Genomic DNA, 17,825 nt, shown 5'->3' with positions numbered 1-17,825 from the left:
TGGCACCATCATCTGACTCGCAGGAGCGAGTTTCGAAATGGACTCTAGACGTCATGAATCAAGTCAGAAAAGCCGATCCCAACAACAAAACCGTTGCGGAAAACCGCAAGGCGCGGTTTTCCTATGAGGTGCTCGACACGATCGAGGCCGGCTTGGTGCTGACCGGCACCGAGGTCAAGTCGCTTCGCCAGGGCCAGGCCAACATCCAGGACAGCTATGCCTCGGTCGAAGGCGGCGAGATCTGGCTGATCAATTCCTATCTGCCCGAATATCTGCAGGCCAACCGCTTCAACCACGAGCCCAGGCGGCGGCGCAAGCTCCTGCTCAACAAGCGCGAGATGGCCAAGCTGTCGCAGAGCGTCGACCGCGAAGGCATGACGCTGGTGCCGCTGAAAATCTATTTCAACGACCAGGGCCGGGCCAAGCTGCTGCTCGCCGTCGGCCGCGGCAAGAAATTGCACGACAAGCGCGAAACCGAAAAACAGCGCGACTGGTCTCGCGAGAAGGGCCGGCTCTTGAAGGAGCGTGGGTGAGAGACATCAGGCGGTAGCCTTCGAAAAGCCAGGTTGGCTTCCAAATTTCGGGCAAGCGCAACCGGCAGATACCAGAGGGGATCGCTTTGAAGAACCGGATCATCCTCTGGGGATTGATGGGCCTGGCGTTTGCGGCGATGGCGGTGGCCGGCGGCTTCTTCTACTTCCACACCTATTCTCCCGACCGTAACAAATATCCGGTCAGAGGCATCGACGTCTCACATCATCAAGGCCAGATCGATTGGCGGCGCGTTGCCGCCGACGATGTCGCCTTCGCCGTCATCAAGGCGACCGAGGGCGGCGATCATGTCGATCGCGCTTTTGCCACCAATCTACGTGAGGCCCGCGCGGCCGGCCTTGCCGTAGGCGCCTATCATTTCTTCACCTTCTGCCGGCCCGGCGCCGACAAGGCGAAGAATTTCATCTCGGTGGTACCGCACGATCAGCCCTTGCTGCCGCCGGTCGTCGATGTCGAGTTCGGCGGCAACTGTCCGCAGCGTCCGTCGCCCGAACAGTTGAATGCCGAACTCCAGGCTTTCCTCGGACCTGTCGAGGAGGCGTTCGGCAAGACGGCGATCGTCTATCTGACCGATGAGGCCGAGGCTGCTTATGCCGGGCAGATCGCTGCTCGCCCGCTCTGGCTTCGCTCGCTGCTGGTGGAACCGGACCGCCACGACTGGATCTACTGGCAGTACCACAACCGGGGGCGCGTGGACGGTATCGAGGGTGACGTCGACCTGAACGTTCTGCAGGGCGGGCCGGAGAAATTGGCGGGGCTGCTTGCGCCGGCGCATTGAGGAGTGGACCTATATCTTCAGGAACGCCGCTATCTCGCTGAACACGTTGACGAACATTTCCTCCGTCAAGACGCCGGTGTTGGTGTTGTAGCGTGAGCAGTGATAGCTGGAAAACAGCGTGATGCTACCGGCCGGCAACTGCCCGCCATGCCTGAACGGATAGGCGGCGACGCGCTCACCGAGCGCCCGCACGGTCGACTGGTGCGCGATCGACCCGAGCGCCAGCACGGCGCGTAGCTTTGGGAAGCGGGCGATCGTCGGCACCAGGAATGTCCGGCAGGTCGAGATTTCGGCGCCGACAGGCTTGTTCTCCGGCGGCACGCAGCGCACCGCATTGGTGATCGCCGTGCCGACAAGCTCCAGCCCGTCATCGGGCCGCGCCTTGAACTCACCGCGTGCAAAGCCGTGCGCGATCAGCGTCGAGTAGAGCAGGTCGCCGGCATAGTCGCCGGTGAAGGGGCGGCCGGTGCGGTTGGCGCCGCGCAGACCGGGCGCCAGCCCGACGATCAGAAGCTGGACGGTGTCCTCGCCCTGCGGCGGCAGGAAGGTCGGCACCGGCGCGTTGAACCAGGACGGCTCGCGTCGCCGCCACTCGGCGATGAAGTCATGCAGCCGCGGGCAGAGCGGACAGTCGCGGCTGGGTTCGGAAGCGGGGAAGGCGGTCAAGGTGACCGGCCTCAGTAGTCGTCCTCGTCGACTTCAGCCGGTTCGGGCCGGCGCACGGGCCGCTCGGAAGGATCGCGGCCGACTTCGTTCTTCAGCGTCGTCAGGTCGATGAAATGGTCGGCCTGGCGGCGCAGATCATCCGAGATCATCGGCGGTTGCGAGGCCATGGTCGAGACGATCGACACCTTGCGGCCGCGCCGCTGCAGCGCCTCGACCAGCGTGCGGAAGTCGCCGTCGCCGGAGAAAATGACATAGTGGTCGACGACATCGGCGAGCTCCAGCGCATCGACCGTCAGTTCGATGTCCATATTGCCCTTGATCTTGCGGCGGCCGGTCGAGTCGGTGAACTCCTTGGCCGGCTTGGTCACCACCTTGAAGCCGTTATAGTCGAGCCAGTCGATCAGCGGGCGGATCGAGGAGTATTCCTGATCCTCGACCAGCGCCGTGTAATAATAGGCGCGCAAGAGATAGCCGCGCTTCTGGAAACTCGACAACAGCTTGCGATAGTCGATGTCGAAGCCGAGCGCCCGCGACGTAGCGTAGAGATTGGCACCGTCGATGAACAAGGCGATTTTTTCACGTGGGTCGAACATGGAAAATATTCCTTTTCGAAAAATGCGGCCGTCTAAACGAAATGCGGTAGCGACTATCGGTCAGGCCCACAATAAACCGCCTGACCTTGCCCATCCGAGATAACGCCAGTTTGGTGGCAATCCAAGGCATGATGGGGCAATGCAAGCAATTGTGATCGCGGCGTCGAACGAACGACGCGGGCGGCTTGCCAAATCCGGTGTTTGGGCAGGGATTGAGCGCCAATAGTCCCGCCAATGCCATGATGCTTGTATTTTGGCGGCGTTCGGGTTATGGACCGCGCCTGTTTTCCATTAAATCCAGGCATGAAAGGGGCAGTCCATGGCCCGCGTAACCGTTGAAGATTGCATCGACAAGGTCGACAACCGCTTCGAGCTGGTGCTTTTGGCCGGCCACCGTGCTCGCCAGATCAGCCAGGGCGCGCAGATCACCGTTCCTCGCGACAACGACAAGAACCCGGTCATTGCCTTGCGCGAGATCGCCGACGAGACACTGTCGCCCGACGACCTCAAGGAAGATCTGATCCATTCGCTGCAGAAGCATGTCGAGGTAGACGAGCCCGAGGCCGAGGGCGAGGTGATCGCCGACCAGACCGGCGGCGCTGTCGCGGCCACCGAAACCGACGATGCCGAGGACAACATCACCTTCGATCGCATGACCGAGGAAGACCTGCTGGCCGGCATCGAAGGTCTGGTACCGCCGGAAAAGAGCGACGACTACTAAGAGAGTTTTCTGGACCTGCCCGGAACACGTTTCCGGCACTTCCGTCCCGGCAGTTTCGTGGCTATCTATGACATGCGCCGTACAGCAGTGCGGCGCATGATTCATTTCATCGCTGAGAGATTCCGCCCATGATGCGTCAGTATGAGCTTGTCGAGCGCGTCCAGCGCTACAAGCCTGACGTCAACGAGGCGTTGCTCAACAAGGCCTATGTCTATGCCATGCAGAAGCATGGCCACCAGAAGCGCGCTTCCGGCGATCCCTATTTCTCGCATCCGCTCGAAGTCGCCGCCATCCTCACCGAAATGCACATGGACGAGGCGACGATCGCCGTCGCTTTGCTGCACGACACGATCGAGGACACCACGGCGACGCGGGCCGAGATCGACGATCTGTTCGGCCCCGAAATGGGCAAGCTGGTCGAGGGCCTGACCAAGCTGAAGAAGCTTGATCTCGTGTCCAAGAAGGCAGAGCAGGCGGAGAACCTGCGCAAGCTGCTGCTGGCGATCTCGGAAGACGTCCGGGTGCTGCTGGTCAAGCTCGCCGACCGGCTGCACAACATGCGCACCCTCGACCACATGCCGGAAGCCAAGCGCCTGCGCATCGCCGAGGAGACGATGGACATCTATGCGCCGCTGGCCGGGCGCATGGGCATGCAAGGCATGCGCGAGGAACTTGAGGAGATCGCCTTCCGCTACATCAATCCGGAAGCCTACCGTGCCGTCACCGCGCGGCTCGCCGAGATATTCGAGCGTAACAAGGGCGTGCTGACCGACATTGAAAAGGCGCTGTCGGCGCTGTTTGAAAAGCATGCCATCAACGCCGGCGTGAAGAGCCGCCAGAAGAAGCCCTGGTCGGTGTTCCGCAAGATGGAAGCCAAGGCGCTGTCTTTCGAGCAACTGTCCGACATTTTCGGCTTCCGCGTCGTCGTCGATACGGTCGAGGACTGCTATCGCGCGCTCGGCGCCATCCATACCACATGGTCGATGGTGCCCGGCCGCTTCAAGGACTACATCTCGACGCCGAAGCAGAACGACTATCGCTCGATCCACACCACCATCGTCGGCCCCTCGCGCCAGCGCGTCGAACTGCAGATCCGCACCCGCGAAATGAACAAGATCGCAGAATACGGCGTCGCGGCGCACTCGATCTACAAGGACACCGGCGGCAAGACGAATGGCGCCGGCCATGCGATCTCGAAGGAGACCAATGCCTATGCCTGGCTGCGGCGCACCATCGAGCAGCTCGCCGAAGGTGACAATCCCGAGGATTTCCTCGAAAACACCAAGCTGGAACTGTTCCAGGACCAGGTCTTCTGCTTCACGCCAAAGGGCATGCTGATTGCCTTGCCGCGCGGCGCCACGCCCATCGACTTCGCCTATGCGGTGCACACCGATGTCGGCGACACCTGCGTCGGCGCCAAGGTCAATGGCCGCATCATGCCGCTGATGACGGAACTGAAGAATGGTGACGAGGTCGAGATCATCCGCTCCAAGGCGCAAGTGCCGCCGGCAGCGTGGGAATCGGTCGTCGTCACCGGCAAGGCGCGCGCTGCCATCCGCCGGGCCACCAAGAACGCCATCCGCAAGCAGTATTCCGGCCTGGGCGCGCGCATTCTCGAACGCGCCTTCGAACGGGCCGGCAAGAATTTCACCAAGGAAAGCCTGAAGCCGGTCCTGCACCGGCTGGCACGCAAGGATATCGAGGACGTGCTGGCGTCCGTCGGCCGTGGCGAACTGGCTTCCACCGACGTCATGAAGGCGGTCTTCCCCGACTACAAGGACGAGCGTGTCACGCCGGCAGCGCCAAAGCAGCGCGAGGAGGGCTGGTCGAAGATCCGCAACGCCGCCGGCATGCTGTTCCAGATTCCGGGCCGGGCCGCGCGCAAGGACAAGGACCAGCCGCGCGACGGCGCCGTGCCGATCCGCGGCGTGCGCGGCGACCTGCCAGTGCGCTTCGCGCCGGAAGGCGCGGTGCCGGGCGATCGCATCGTTGGCATTGTTCAGCCGGGCACCGGCATCACCATCTATCCGATCCAGTCGCCGGCGCTGCAGGCTTTCGATGACCAGCCCGAGCGCTGGATCGACGTGCGCTGGGACATTGACGAGCGCACCAAGGAGCGCTTCCCCGCGCGTGTCTCGGTCACCGCCATCAATGCGCCGGGCTCGCTCGCCGATATCGCCCAGGTCGTTGCGTCCAACGACGCCAACATCCATACGCTGTCGATGGTGCGCACCGCGCCCGACTTCACCGAAATGCTGATCGATCTCGAAGTCTGGGATCTGAAGCATCTCAACCGGCTGCTGTCGCAGCTCAAGGACAATTCGAGCGTCAGCGACGCACGGCGTGTGAATGGCTGACATGGCTGATCTATCTGGGGGCAGGCGTAGATGAAGACCGATGAAGTGCTGGGCATTTTCCGCGAGGCGGGTGCTGTTCTGGAGGGGCATTTCATCCTGACGTCAGGCCTGCGCAGTCCGGTCTTCCTGCAGAAGGCGCGGGTGTTCATGCATGCCGACAAGACCGAGCGGCTTTGCAAGGCGCTGGCCGAAAAGATCCGGACGGCGGTGCCAGGCAAGATCGACTATGTCGTCGGCCCGGCGATCGGCGGCCTGATCCCGGCCTACGAAACTTCGCGCCATCTCGGCGTGCCGGCGATCTGGGTCGAGCGGGAAGGGGGCGAGTTCCGCCTGCGCCGCTTCGAGATCGCCAGGGGTGCGCGCGTCGTCATCGTCGAGGACATCGTCACTACCGGCCTGTCGATCCGCGAAACCATCGAGTGCCTGCGCGGGCTTGGCGCCGAGGTGGTGGCTGCCGCCTGCATCATCGACCGTTCATCTGGCAAGACCCATGTCGGCGTGCCGTTGATCGCGCTCGCCGAATACGAGGTTCCGGCCTATCCGCCGGACCGGCTGCCGCCGGAGCTTGCCGCGATACCGGCGGTCAAGCCCGGCAGCCGCAATATCTGACCACGCATGTCGCCCAAAAGTGTGCGGCGGTTTTGGGAGTGACGACATGCGTGAAGGCAAATACGAAATGATCGTCGGGATCGATCATTTCGTGCTGACGGTGGCGTCGCTCGAAGCGACCTGCGCCTTTTACCAGCGCGTGCTGGGTTTCGAGCGTATCGATACGCCGGGCCGGCCGACAGCGCTGGCTTTTGGCGGCCAGAAGATCAATGTCCACGAGATCAGCCGCACCTTCGAGCCGAAGGCGAAGGCGCCGACGCCAGGGTCGGGCGATTTCTGCCTGATCACCGAACGACCGCTCGACGAAGTCCGCGCCAGTCTCGAAGCCAATGGCGTTGTGCTCGAACTGGGACCGGTCGAACGCATCGGGGCGCACGGTCCGATGATGTCTGTCTATTTCCGCGATCCGGACGGCAATCTTGTCGAAGTCAGCCAGTACTTGCGGTAGTGTCACAGATATACGGCTGCGACGATAGGCCTAAAGCCATTCTCAAATTCGCAGCGATTGTCAGGTGTTGGAGACGTGAACCTTACCAAAGATTATGGCGGCGCGGCCGCTATACAGGTACCCTTCGGTTGTTGTCGGGCTTGCGGATCGCTATATCAAAGTCGCGATTGCCTTCGGGTGACCGTAAAGCGCAAGATGTGGCGGTTTAAGCCCGGCTGAAGACGGCCGGCACGCAAGCTGTAAAGTATCGGGAATAGGAAGAGAGTGCTTTTTCGTCGCCGCAAGCCTGATGGTCTTTTGGAGCGGGTGCGCACCTATCTGTGGCCGCGCCGGTCGTTCTCGCGCTCGCTGCAGTATTTCTCCAAGCGCATCCTGCGGCTGAAGGCCACGCCGCACGCGGTGGCAGCCGGTGTGGCGGCTGGCGTCTTCGCTTCATTCTTTCCCGTGGGCTTCCATTTCATCATTGCCGCCGTTCTGTGTTGGGTGATCGCCGGCAATCTGGTGGCGGCGGCACTCGGCGCTGTTTTCTTCGGCAATCCGCTGACTTTTCCCATTCTGTGGGGCGCATCCTGGGAAACCGGCAAGCTCATCTTGCACGATCGCCTGCCGGCGCATGGTCCGCCGGCGCATCTGGGCGAGATGCTGCACACGCTTTCCTTCGCGAAACTGTGGCATCCCGTGCTGGAACCCATGCTGATCGGCGCCGTGCCGCTCGGGCTGGTGTTTGGCCTCCTGTTCTACGGTGTCACGCGCTGGGGCATGAATGCCTTTCGCGAGCAGAGGCGCAAGCGGCTGGCCGAGCGCGCAAGCCGCCGCGAGCAGCCGCCTCGTCCCGGAGCAAGCATCGGTTCCGCTACGCGATGATCATCGGCATCGGCAGCGATCTGATCGATATCAGGCGCATTGAGAGCTCGTTGGAGCGTCACGGCCAGCGCTTCGTCCAGAGGATCTACACCGAGGTCGAACAGGCGCGTTCGGAGAACCGACGTGCCCGCGCCGCTTCCTACGCCAAGCGCTTCGCCGCCAAGGAGGCCTGCGCCAAGGCCCTCGGCACGGGTCTGGCGCAAGGTGTGTTTTGGCGCGACATGGGCGTCGTCAACCTGCCCAGCGGCGCGCCGACCATGGCGCTGACCGGCGGCGCGCTGGCACGGCTCGAAAAAATCCTGCCCCCGGGGCACAAGGCGGCGATCCACCTCACCATCACCGATGATTTCCCGCTCGCTCAAGCCTTTGTGATCATCGAGGCGCTGCCCGTCGAACAAGCGCCACATTGATTGCATCTGACGACCGGCATTGACGTTGCCCAGCGCGCGCCGAGACTCTATACATCCAACGCACAATCGAGGACGACATGAGCGTGGCTGAAAAATCCCAGAAGAAATCCGGCGGGCTTGGCGAAACCGTCAGCGTCATCGTCCAGGCGCTTTTGCTCGCGCTGGTCATCCGCACGCTGTTGTTTCAGCCTTTTTCGATCCCGTCGGGATCGATGCGGCCGACGCTCCTGGAAGGCGACTATCTGTTCGTCACCAAATGGTCTTACGGCTATTCGCGCTATTCGCTGCCGTTCGGGCCTGATCTCTTCTCGGGCCGCATCTGGGGCTCCGCGCCCAAGCGCGGCGACGTTGTGGTGTTCAAGTTCCCGCCGGATCCGTCCGTCGACTACATCAAGCGCGTGGTCGGCCTGCCCGGCGACAAGATCCAGATGAAGAATGGCCAGCTGTTCATCAACGGCGTCGGCGTGCCGCGCGTCAAGACCGGCCAGATCGACAATCCCGATATCACCGAAATGCCTCAGCCGATCGACGTCTACCGGGAAACCCTGCCCAACGGCGTCAGCTACGACACGCTCGACCTCAATCCGAATTCGATCGGCGACAACACGCGCGAATTCGACGTGCCGCCCGGCCACTATTTCATGATGGGCGACAACAGGGACAATTCCGCCGACAGCCGGTTCACCGTCGGCTACGTTCCGGCCGAGAACCTGGTTGGCCGCGCCAACCTCGTCTTCTTCTCGATCGCCGGCAAGGCTAGCCCTCTCGAAATCTGGAAATGGCCGTCGCTGATGCGCGTTTCGCGCCTGTTCCATTTCGTCAACTAGGGTCATGGCGGCAACAAAACGGTTGACCGCCGATGCGCTCGCCGAAGCGCTGGTGGAGCGCACGGGCCATGCTTTTGCCGACCGCCAGCGCCTGCAGCGCGCGCTGACCCACGCCAGCGCCCGCGGCGCCAATGCCGGCACCGATTACGAGCGTTTCGAATTTCTCGGCGACCGGGTTCTCGGCTTGGTCGTTGCCGATATGCTGCTGGCGGCGTTTCCCGATGCGGCGGAAGGCGAATTGTCGCTGCGGCTCAATGCGCTGGTCAATGCCGAGGCGCTTTCCGAGATCGCCGAATATATCGGGCTGCCGGACCTGGTCCGCGCCGGATCGGACGTGCGCGGGCTCGAGGGGCGCAAGCGCGTCAATCTGCGCGCCGATGCCTTGGAATCGCTGATTGCCGTGCTCTATCTCGATGGCGGGCTGGACGCGGCGCGCGCCTTCATTCACAAATACTGGCAGCCGCGTTCGCAGGCTTCCGGTGCAGCGCGCCGCGACGCCAAGACTGAATTGCAGGAATGGGCGCATCAGGCGGCAAGTGCGGTTCCCGCCTACCAGATCGACAGCCGCGAGGGGCCGGACCACGATCCGTTGTTCACCGTCAGCGTCAGGGTCGGCGCATTTCAACCGGCGACCGGCAGTGGCCGTTCCAAACGTGAAGCGGAGCAGGCAGCCGCGGCTGCCCTTCTGCTGCGCGAAGGTGTATGGAACGCGGCATGACCGATATTGAAACTGCTGAAACCCCCACCACGCATTCCGGCTTCGTCGCGCTGATCGGCGCGCCGAACGCCGGCAAGTCGACGCTGGTCAACCAGTTGGTCGGCGCCAAGGTGTCGATCGTCACCCACAAGGTGCAGACGACGCGTGCGATCGTGCGTGGCATCGCCACGCATGACAATGCGCAGATCGTCTTCGTCGACACGCCCGGCATCTTCAAACCCAAGCGGCGCCTCGACACCGCGATGGTGACCACCGCCTGGGGCGGCGCCAAGGATGCCGATATCGTGCTTTTGCTGATCGATGCGGAGCGCGGCATCCGGGGTGACGCCGACGCCATTCTCGAACGGCTGAAGGATGTGCGCCAGCCGATGGCGCTGATCCTCAACAAGGTCGATCGGGTCAAGCATGAGACGCTTCTGGCCCTGTCCGCCGCAGCGAACGAGAAAGTGCCGTTCAAGCGCACCTTCATGGTCTCCGCACTGACCGGCTCCGGCTGCAAGGATCTGCTCGACTATCTGGCGCGGGCGCTGCCGGCCGGCCCCTGGTACTATCCGGAAGACCAGATTTCCGACCTGCCGATGCGGCAACTGGCGGCCGAGATCACCCGCGAAAAACTGTATCTCAGGCTGCATCAGGAACTGCCCTATTCCTCGCATATCGAGACCGAGAAATGGGAAGAGAAGCCGGACGGCTCGGTGCGCATCGACCAGACCATCTATGTCGAGCGCGACAGCCAGAAGAAGATCGTGCTCGGCCACAAGGGCGAGACCATCCGCGCCATCGGCCAGGCCGCACGCATGGAAATCGCGGGCATCCTCGAGCAGAAGGTGCACCTTTTCCTGTTCGTCAAGGTGCGCGAGAACTGGGGCGATGATCCCGAGCGTTACCGCGAGATGGGGCTCGAATTCCCGCACTAGCGGCCTGGCGTGTCATCGACGCGGCGCTGGCCGACCGCAGGCGCTGGACATGACGTGATTCCTCGACCGTCTTTGTTCTCGTTCGCGCGCACCTGTCGCGCTGGGCTCCCTAAAGCCTGTCCGGTGGCACGCACCGGCATGTGACTGTCATAGAGCGAGAACGCTACCGCCGCAAATCGGGAACGCGACAGCGCGCCGGTGCGTTTCGATTCCTTTGGCTGATAAGGCCAACCCAGCGACCAGCGTGGGTGTTCATCGCAGCCTCGATGTGGATTGGATGCCAGTCAACGATAGATGGAACGAAAAATAACCGCCGATTGTCGCCGTAGATAGCCAAAAAGTCCCGTTTTATGGGGTTTTGTGGAATGGTAATCTGTTTAAAACATATTTAGCCGAGAAACTATCAGCATATATATTGATTATATGACGTTGTGCCGATTGTGCCGATAACTATGACGGCGAGTGTTATTTGTGCAACACAGCATTAATCTGTTCGAAGAATCGCCGTTATTTTCAAAACCGTCATTGAAGGCGGAAGTTTGATCGGTATGTTCGCCTCGAAAAGGGGACGCGGTGCGCGCCTTTTTCGTTGTGGGGGTGAGGCGGGAAAACATATCCGCCAGCCACAAATCCGAAGCCATTTAAACTATGACTGGAGAGGTCAGAAAATGAACATCAAGAGCCTCCTTCTCGGCTCAGCCGCGGCCCTGATCGCGGTCTCCGGCGCTCGCGCCGCGGACGCCGTCGTCGTCGCCGAACCGGAACCCGCTGAATACGTCAAGATCTGCGACGTCTACGGCGCCGGCTACTTCTATATTCCGGGCACCGAAACCTGCCTGCGCATCGGCGGCTATGTCCGTTACGACATCGGCGTCGGCGATGCCGGCTCGCTCGATGGTGTCAACCATGTCCCGGATCATCAGGACGCCGGCACCACTCATTCGACCTATTACAAGAACACCCGCTTCACGCTGAAGACCTGGACCGGCCAGGAAACCGAGCTCGGTACGCTTAAGACCTATACCGAGACCCGCTTCAACTACGGCAACAGCAGCGGCGACTATTCCAATCAAGCCGCTTCAAGTGCGAACGACTGGCAAGGCCGCAACAAGTCTCTCTCGCTGCGTTTCGCGTGGATTCAGCTCGGTGGCCTGCGCGTCGGCAAGGACGATACGGCTTTCGATACGTTCATCGGCTACGCCGGCAACGTCATCCAGGATACGCTGGTTCCGTATGGCGGGCAGGAGAGCAATGTCGTTCAGTACTACTTCGACGGGGGCAACGGGCTGACCGGGTTGGTCTCGCTCGAAGAAGGCGCCGGTGCTGTCGGCACCATCGACAGCTATGTTCCACACGTCGTCGGCGGCCTGAAGTACAAGGCCGACTGGGGCGCGATCACCGGTGTTGTCGCCTATGACAGCAACTACGAAGAAGTGGCCGGCAAGGTTCGTTTGGACGTCAACGTCACCAAGGAACTGTCGCTGTTCGTCATGGGTGGTTATGGTTCGGACAACAACCTCAACGATCCGACCAATGCAACTAATGCCAAAGGCCGTGGCTTCTACAAGCAGTGGGGCGGCAACTGGGCAGTCTGGGGCGGCGGCACCTACAAGTTCAACGCCAAGACTTCGTTCAACGCCCAGGTCTCTTATGACGACTGGAAGAACCTTGGCATCGCCGCCAACGTTGCCTATACCGTTGTGCCCGGCTTTGTGGTCACGGCCGAAGTCGATTACCTGAACGCTGGGAAGTTCGACGACGTCGACTTCAACAATTGGACCAAGGCCAACAAGAAGAGCAGCCTCGGCGGTATCCTCCGCTTCCAGCGCTCGTTCTAACCGATCGACTGACCTTACCAGGCCGCCCGCAGCGTATCGCTGCGGGCGGCTGCAGATTGATTACAAACCCCTCGGTTTTTGACAGCAGTCAAAATCGAGGGGTTTTGATTCCGGTTTGTTCGCGATCTGAATCTGAGACGTTCCGTGAATCTTGGGTGATTTCGAGACGTGCGGAGGTTTGTCAGCAGTCTGGGCCGCCCGCAGCGTATCGCTGCGGGCGGCTTTTTTACGCGTTGTCGCAAGGGCCCGCCCAGGCGCCAGGCCCATACCTTGATTTCGCCACCCGATCGGTGAAAAGCTCAGACATGGAATGGCGCGACGAGGGAATCATTCTCGGCACCCGCAAGCATGGCGAAACCAGCGCCATCCTCGAGGTGATGACCCGCGCGCATGGCCGCCATCTCGGTCTCGTGCGCGGCGGCCGTTCGCGCAAGCAGCAACCCGTTCTCCAACCCGGCAATCGCGTCGATCTCTTGTGGCGAGCGCGCCTTGACGAGCATCTCGGCACGTTCCAGGCCGAGGCGATCGAGATGAACGCTGCTAGGCTGATGGACAGCGCCGTTGCCGTCTACGGCCTGCAGACCATGGCCGCGCATTTGCGCCTCTTGCCCGAGCGTGACGCCCATGGCGGCCTTTACGAGGCGCTTTCCGTGATGATCGTCCATCTCGACGATGCCGATGCTGCCGGCGAACTGGTGGCGCGCTTCGAGCTTCTGATCCTTGATGAACTTGGCTTCGGGCTCGATCTCAGCCAGTGCGCCGCCACCGGCACGAGGCAGGACCTGGCCTATGTCTCGCCGAAGTCGGGCCGCGCTGTGTCGCGCGAAGCCGGCGCGCCATGGCGCGACAAGATGCTGGCGCTGCCGGCCTTTTTGCAGCGCGGCTCCGGCCTGCGCGGAGATCCGGCCGCGATCGAGGATGCCTTCCGGCTCACCGGTTTCTTCTTTACCCGGCATGTCTATGAGCCGCGCGGTATCGAACAACCCGATGCCCGCGCCGGCTTTCTCGCCGCCTTGCGCAAGCATCATGCGACGCGCAAGGCCATTGCCGGAGACAATGCCACATGATGAAGGTCGAATTTTATCGGGGTCGGATTCGTCGGTCGGCGGCAAGCACTTGGCTTTCGGCACAGAGACATGTTCCAGCCGCCGATCTGGCGGCGCGTCGAGTTTTTCAGCCGTTTAGTCCGCGGCATTTGGATATCAGTGAGATGAAACGTCAGTGAAAACTGGCCTGGTTTGGGGGAACCGCCATGTTTGAAAGCCTGATTGGCCTTGTCGCCATCATCGCCTTGTTCGTCATTATTTCGCGTCAGCAAAGCCGCATCGGTCTGATCGAACGCGAGCTTGGCGCGCTGCGCAGTCTCGTCCTTTCAGGTGCCGTGCCGCCGGTGGCCAAGCCGGCAGAACAGATGGCGGCCGAGGGCAAGGCCGACGCGGCGCCGATGGCAGCGGCTGCGGCCGATATCGCCGCGCCGGCGGTCAGCGAGCCGGTCGTACAGGCGCCGGCTGCAGAAACGGAAGCTCCAGCTGGCGGGGCTGTGTCCGGCCCCTGGTCCGCGGGCGAGGCTCCGAAGGCAGCAGAACCTGTCGAGCCGGTTCCAGCCCCCAAGGCTCCCGGCAAGCAGGATATCGAGACGGCACTCGGCACGCGCTGGGCGGTCTGGGTCGGCGGCATCGCGCTGGCGCTTGGTGGCCTGTTCCTGATCCGCTACACAATCGAGGCTGGCATTTTCGGCCCCGGCGTGCGGCTCACCATGGCAGGGGTGCTCGGGCTGGTATTGGTTGCCGGCGGCGAGTTCATCCGCCGCACCGGCTTCAATGTGCCGGTGCAAGGCGTCGCCGGCGCCTATATTCCGGCGATCCTGACGGCGGCGGGTGCCTTCATCCTGTTCGGCACCGTCTATGCCGCCCATGGCATTTACGGCTTCATCGGCCCGGCGCTTGCCTTCACGCTGCTTGGGGCCATCGGTGTGGCGACGATCGCGGCGGCCCTGGTCCATGGCCAGGCGCTGGCCGGCATCGGTCTTGTCGGCGCCATGGTGACGCCGGTGCTGATCGCCTCGCAGGCGCCCAATCCCTGGGCATTGTTCGGCTACCTCGCCATCGTGCTTGCCACCACCGCTGTCATCGCCCGCATGCGTGACTGGAAAGCGCTGATGGCGGCCGCCTTTTTCGGCACCGGCATCTGGACCATTCTTTACATGACCGACGCGCCGGGCGCGAACCTCTCCGCCATCCTGTTCATCGACGCCGTCACCCTGGCCGTGCTCGCTTTTGTCTGGCTCGGCCGCCATCGCGACGAAACCGCCAGGGCCTTCGACTGGCCGTCCATCGTGCCTGGCCTGTTCGTTGCCTTCTCGGCACTGGGCCTGTCGGTCGACCCGGCCTTCGTCGCGGCCGGCTACGCCTTGCCGGGCGCCGTGATCCTCGCGGCGATGGTGGCCGTCGCACTTTATCGACCGCTGGCGCTGCCGCTGCTTTACGCTGCCGGACTGGCAACGGTCATGATCTATCTCGGCATCATTCCGCCAACCTCGATCGCGTCCGACTTTTCGGCCGGCGCTCTCGGTGTCGATGGTTTGCCCGTGGCGACGTCCAATACCCTGACCTTGCGCATCGGCATTGCGCTGGGCCTGGTCTTCATCGGCGCGGGCTTGTGGGCCGCCCGCAAATTCGCGGCATCTGCCTCGTTTCGATCCGCCTCATGGGCGGCATCGGGTGTCATCGTCCCGTTGGTCATCCTGCTGGCACTCTGGTTCACCTTCGGCAATCTCGACCGCGATTTTGTCTACGCCGCCGTCGCCGCGCTGCTGGTCGTGGTTTTCGCCGGAGGCGGCGAATGGATCGCGCGCGCCGAAGAGCCTTCGCTCAAGGGCGGGGTGGCCGTGTCGTTTGCTCTGGTCGGTGCGGCGCTCGCCGGCCTCTTGATGCTGCACATGGCCTTCAATTCCGGCTGGACCACCATTCTGCTTGGTGCAGGAGCCATAGTGCCCGCGCTGGCTACGCGTTGGCGCTCCTACCCGGTGCTCGGCTGGATTTCGGTTGGCGCCGTGATCGCTGTGCTCGGCCGAGTCGCCTTCGATCCGACCATCGTCGGCGCGGAGTTCCTGTCGACGACACCGGTGTTCAACTGGCTGCTGCCGGGCTATGGCGTCCCGGCGCTCGCCTTTGGCTTCGCCGCCTGGCAACTCGCCCGCACCACCAATGGCCGGCCGCGCCTCGCCATGGAAGCGGCGGCGGCGCTGTTTACGCTGCTTGCCGTTGCCATGCTGGTGCGTCACGCCATGCATGGCGGCGTCATCGACACGGGTCCGATGACGCTCGCCGAACAGGCGATCTACACGCTGATTGCCATCGGCGCCGGCGCCATCCTGGTCGCCATCGACATGCGCTCGCCAAGTTCGGTGCTGCGCTATGGCTCAATGGCGGCGGGCGTGGTTTCGGTCGCCCTGATCGTCATCCGGCACTTCATGGTGCTCAATCCGCTGTTTACGGACGAATCGACCGGCCGGATTCCGGTCTTCAACCTTTTGTTCCTCGCCTATCTCCTGCCGGCCGTCGCCGCCGGCGGACTGGCGCTCTATGTCAGGGACAAGCGGCCGAAATGGTATGCGCAGATGTTGGCGGTGGTGGCGGCCATGCTTGCGCTGGCCTATGCCACCCTGTCGGTCAGAAGGCTGTTCAAGGGTGAGTTCATCGGCCTGTGGAGCGGGCTCGGCCAGCTGGAAACCTACACCTATTCGGCGCTCTGGCTGGTGATCGGCGTGGCGCTGCTCACCGCCGGCGTCTGGCTGAAGTCGCAGGTGCTGCGCATTGCTTCGGCCGCGTTGATCGCGATCGCCGTGCTGAAGGTCTTCCTCTTCGACATGTCGGAGCTGGAGGGCGTACTCAGGGCGCTGTCCTTCATCGGCCTCGGCGCCGTGCTGATCGGCATCGGCCTGTTCTACCAGCGACTTTTGACCAGGGCCGCGAGGGAGAAGATACCGGTCGTCGAACAATGACGGCAGGCGTTCAATCAAGCCGGGAATAAACCGGCTCCCGCCAGCGTTATCTCATTGCTTGGGTGACCGGGGCGGCGGACCGCTTCGCGCTGGCCGCTTGCGTCGCGCCGGGAAGGCGCGTTGAATCGGGATCAACAAGGGCGATTTCAGAACCAGCGGTCATGGACGAAAAGAAGGCAGCAATCCTTGGCGAAATACCGCGCCTGCGCCGCTACGCACGCTCGCTGTTGCGCGACCGGGATGCTGCCGACGACCTCGTCCAGGACTGCCTCGAGCGCGCACTCATGCGGCTCGACAACTGGCAGACGGGAGAAAGCCCCAGGAGGTGGCTGTTTACGATCATGCATCATTTGTTCATCGACCAGATGCGCAAGGTGAACCGTCGCGGCGAAGCGGCGATGCTGCCCCTGGAAGCGGGCGAGGCGGTTGCCCAGCCGGCCGAGCAGTTGGACGGCATAGCTTCACGCGAGATCATCGACGCGCTGCAGGCGATCAGCCCCGATCGCCGAGCGGCCCTTGTCATGGTCGCCATCGAAGGCTTCTCCTATGCCGAGGCCGCCAACATGCTGGGCGTGCCCGCCGGCACGCTGATGTCGCGCATTGCGCGCGGGCGTGAGGAGCTGCGCGGCTTGCTGGATGATACGACGCGTCGCCGCGCGATAAGGATCGTCGAGAAATGATCCGCCGCGATTTTTCAGAACGTGACATCCATATGGCGCTCGACGGCGAACTGCCGGCCGACGAGCGCGCCGCCTATGATGCCTGGCTCGACGCCAATCCCGAGATGAAGGCCAGGAGCGTCCGCTTCACAGCCGACCGGGAGGCGCTGCGCTCGGCCTTTGCCGGCGTGCTGGATGAACCTGTTCCCGCGCGCTTGCGCAAGGTGGTGCTCGGCGAAGCGCCGGTTAAGGCTGCGATGCCGCGCTCGCGCTGGTGGCTTGCGGCTGCCGCCGCGGTGCTTTTGGCCACGGGTGGTTTTGGCGGCTACTTTGCCGGCATGGATGGCATCCGACAGGAGGATCCGGCGGAAGATCGGCTCGCCGAACAGGCGATTGCCGCCCATGTCATCTACGCCGCCGAGAAGCGGCATGCCGTGGAAGTGCCGGCCAGCGACAAGGATCATCTGCAAACCTGGCTGTCCAACCGGATCGGGCTGAAGCTGGTGGCGCCGGACCTGACCGCGAACGGCTTCCAACTGGTTGGCGGCCGCTTGCTGCCGGCCGGCGACAGCAAGGCCGCGATGCTGCTCTACGAGGACGACAAGGGCGAGCGCATATCCCTCTTCGTCACCGCGGAATCGGCGGAGAATGCCAAGGGCACTTATGCTTCGGCGCAGGACGGCCCGCAGGCCGTCTACTGGCTGGACAAGGGCTATGGCTGCGCCGTCGTCGGCTCGCTGCCGCGCGAGCAATTGGCGGTCGTGGCCAAGAATGCCTACGGCCAGCTTCTGGCAGGCCTCGCGAGCTGAGTTGGTTGCAATTGTTCGCAGCCGGTGGCCTATCAAAACAGCGATCCCGTTCAAAG

General features: G+C 62.8%; 18 protein-coding genes. 16 read left to right on the top strand and 2 right to left on the bottom strand.

All coding sequences use genetic code 11. The annotated features are described in order from the left end of the window. Positions 1 to 53: 53 nt before the first annotated feature. Together smpB and FJ546_RS00295 are read left to right on the top strand one after the other, a co-directional pair. The gene (gene smpB, locus FJ546_RS00300) at positions 54 to 533 is read left to right on the top strand and encodes an SsrA-binding protein SmpB (protein WP_006202221.1); all 480 of its coding nucleotides are present in this window, start codon (positions 54 to 56) and stop codon (positions 531 to 533) included. 86 nt (positions 534 to 619) lie between these two features. After that, the gene (locus tag FJ546_RS00295) at positions 620 to 1,330 is read left to right on the top strand and encodes a GH25 family lysozyme (RefSeq protein ID WP_140887204.1); all 711 of its coding nucleotides are present in this window, start codon (positions 620 to 622) and stop codon (positions 1,328 to 1,330) included. 9 nt (positions 1,331 to 1,339) lie between these two features. Here FJ546_RS00295 and FJ546_RS00290 read toward each other — a convergent pair whose 3' ends face one another. Both FJ546_RS00290 and FJ546_RS00285 read right to left on the bottom strand, forming a co-directional pair. After that, a complete protein-coding gene (locus FJ546_RS00290) occupies positions 1,340 to 1,996 on the bottom strand; it encodes a uracil-DNA glycosylase (protein ID WP_140887202.1) in 657 nt (218 codons plus the stop codon). 11 nt (positions 1,997 to 2,007) lie between these two features. Beyond that, entirely contained in the window at positions 2,008 to 2,589 is a 582-nt protein-coding gene (locus FJ546_RS00285; protein WP_010915096.1) for an NYN domain-containing protein, read from the bottom strand. Positions 2,590 to 2,908: 319 nt separating this feature from the next. Here FJ546_RS00285 and rpoZ point away from each other — a divergent pair, with 319 nt between their 5' ends. From rpoZ to FJ546_RS00215, 14 genes are all read left to right on the top strand, one after another. Continuing rightward, positions 2,909 to 3,310 (top strand): DNA-directed RNA polymerase subunit omega, encoded by a 402-nt coding sequence (rpoZ, locus tag FJ546_RS00280; protein ID WP_140887201.1) that lies wholly within the window; start codon positions 2,909 to 2,911, stop codon positions 3,308 to 3,310. 128 nt (positions 3,311 to 3,438) lie between these two features. After that, a complete protein-coding gene (locus FJ546_RS00275) occupies positions 3,439 to 5,667 on the top strand; it encodes a bifunctional (p)ppGpp synthetase/guanosine-3',5'-bis(diphosphate) 3'-pyrophosphohydrolase (protein WP_010915098.1) in 2,229 nt (742 codons plus the stop codon). 30 nt (positions 5,668 to 5,697) lie between these two features. Next, complete coding sequence (pyrE, locus tag FJ546_RS00270) at positions 5,698 to 6,276, top strand: orotate phosphoribosyltransferase (protein WP_140887199.1); 579 nt, start codon at positions 5,698 to 5,700, stop codon at positions 6,274 to 6,276. A 46-nt stretch (positions 6,277 to 6,322) separates the two neighbouring features. After that, positions 6,323 to 6,724, top strand: coding sequence for a VOC family protein (locus FJ546_RS00265; protein WP_140887198.1), 402 nt, complete (start codon positions 6,323 to 6,325; stop codon positions 6,722 to 6,724). Positions 6,725 to 6,988: 264 nt separating this feature from the next. Beyond that, positions 6,989 to 7,588, top strand: coding sequence for a DUF2062 domain-containing protein (locus FJ546_RS00260; protein WP_140887196.1), 600 nt, complete (start codon positions 6,989 to 6,991; stop codon positions 7,586 to 7,588). Then, positions 7,585 to 7,998 carry a holo-ACP synthase gene (acpS, locus tag FJ546_RS00255; RefSeq protein WP_140887194.1) on the top strand — a complete coding sequence of 138 codons (414 nt, stop codon included), beginning with the start codon at positions 7,585 to 7,587 and terminating at the stop codon, positions 7,996 to 7,998. The genes FJ546_RS00260 and acpS overlap by 4 nt, the downstream gene beginning before the upstream one ends. Before the next feature lie 77 nt (positions 7,999 to 8,075). Then, positions 8,076 to 8,825, top strand: coding sequence for a signal peptidase I (gene lepB, locus FJ546_RS00250; protein WP_140887193.1), 750 nt, complete (start codon positions 8,076 to 8,078; stop codon positions 8,823 to 8,825). 4 nt (positions 8,826 to 8,829) lie between these two features. Then, positions 8,830 to 9,543 carry a ribonuclease III gene (gene rnc, locus FJ546_RS00245; protein WP_140887191.1) on the top strand — a complete coding sequence of 238 codons (714 nt, stop codon included), beginning with the start codon at positions 8,830 to 8,832 and terminating at the stop codon, positions 9,541 to 9,543. Further along, complete coding sequence (gene era, locus FJ546_RS00240; RefSeq protein WP_140887189.1) at positions 9,528 to 10,460, top strand: GTPase Era; 933 nt, start codon at positions 9,528 to 9,530, stop codon at positions 10,458 to 10,460. Before rnc ends, era begins: the two co-directional genes overlap by 16 nt. Positions 10,461 to 11,128: 668 nt before the next feature. After that, positions 11,129 to 12,298, top strand: coding sequence for a porin (locus tag FJ546_RS00235; RefSeq protein ID WP_140887187.1), 1,170 nt, complete (start codon positions 11,129 to 11,131; stop codon positions 12,296 to 12,298). Positions 12,299 to 12,603: 305 nt separating this feature from the next. Then, complete coding sequence (gene recO / locus FJ546_RS00230) at positions 12,604 to 13,365, top strand: DNA repair protein RecO (protein WP_140887186.1); 762 nt, start codon at positions 12,604 to 12,606, stop codon at positions 13,363 to 13,365. Positions 13,366 to 13,550: 185 nt separating this feature from the next. Continuing rightward, entirely contained in the window at positions 13,551 to 16,301 is a 2,751-nt protein-coding gene (locus FJ546_RS00225; RefSeq protein ID WP_140887184.1) for a DUF2339 domain-containing protein, read from the top strand. 161 nt (positions 16,302 to 16,462) lie between these two features. Continuing rightward, positions 16,463 to 16,981, top strand: coding sequence for an RNA polymerase sigma factor (locus FJ546_RS00220; RefSeq protein WP_140887183.1), 519 nt, complete (start codon positions 16,463 to 16,465; stop codon positions 16,979 to 16,981). After that, on the top strand, positions 16,978 to 17,769 hold the full coding sequence (locus FJ546_RS00215) for an anti-sigma factor (RefSeq protein WP_140887181.1): 792 nt from the start codon (positions 16,978 to 16,980) through the stop codon (positions 17,767 to 17,769). Before FJ546_RS00220 ends, FJ546_RS00215 begins: the two co-directional genes overlap by 4 nt. Positions 17,770 to 17,825: the final 56 nt, after the last annotated feature.

This window comes from Mesorhizobium sp. B2-4-19, from assembly GCF_006441315.1.
Lineage (GTDB): Bacteria > Pseudomonadota > Alphaproteobacteria > Rhizobiales > Rhizobiaceae > Mesorhizobium.
This window is presented reverse-complemented; position numbering and strand designations above follow the sequence as displayed.